Source organism: Oceanobacillus luteolus (genome assembly GCF_023715655.1).
GTDB lineage: Bacteria > Bacillota > Bacilli > Bacillales > Amphibacillaceae > Oceanobacillus > Oceanobacillus luteolus.
The window spans coordinates 1-418 of record NZ_JAMBON010000159.1 but is presented as its reverse complement, the minus strand read 5'-3'; the positions used below and the strand labels follow the sequence as shown (position 1 = coordinate 418).

The 418-nt window shown below is 60.8% G+C and carries 1 protein-coding gene; it reads right to left on the bottom strand.

Annotation, left to right across the window (positions count from 1 at the left end; genetic code table 11):
- Positions 1-418, bottom strand: a 418-nt coding sequence (hda, locus tag M3210_RS20190; protein ID WP_251518096.1) for a DnaA inactivator Hda, incomplete at both ends; no start/stop codon positions are given.

Here is a 418-nt window from a genome sequence, read left to right as displayed (position 1 = left end):
ATCCAGCTGATCGAGGGTCATAAACAGCGAACGCATCTCGCGATCCAGCCGCTTCAGCAGGAAGCGGCACACATCTTCCGGCATCTCGAAGCCGCGCAGTCTGGCGCGCAGCTGCAGCGCCTGCAGTTTGTCTTCATCCGACAGCGGCTGCAGCTTATAGATCTGCCCCCAGTCCAGCCGTGAGGCCAGATCCGGCAGGCCAAGATTCAGCTGCCGCGGCGGCCGATCGCCGGTGATCAGCAGCCGGGTTTTGCCTGATTCCAGGATCCGGTTATAGAGATTAAAGATGGCCATCTCCCAGGGCTCATCGCCGGCGACGCACTCGATGTTATCGATGCACACCAGCGCCAGCTGTTCCATCCCCTCCAGCACCTCGGGAACAAACCACGTCCGTTTATCCAGCGGCACGTAGCCTACC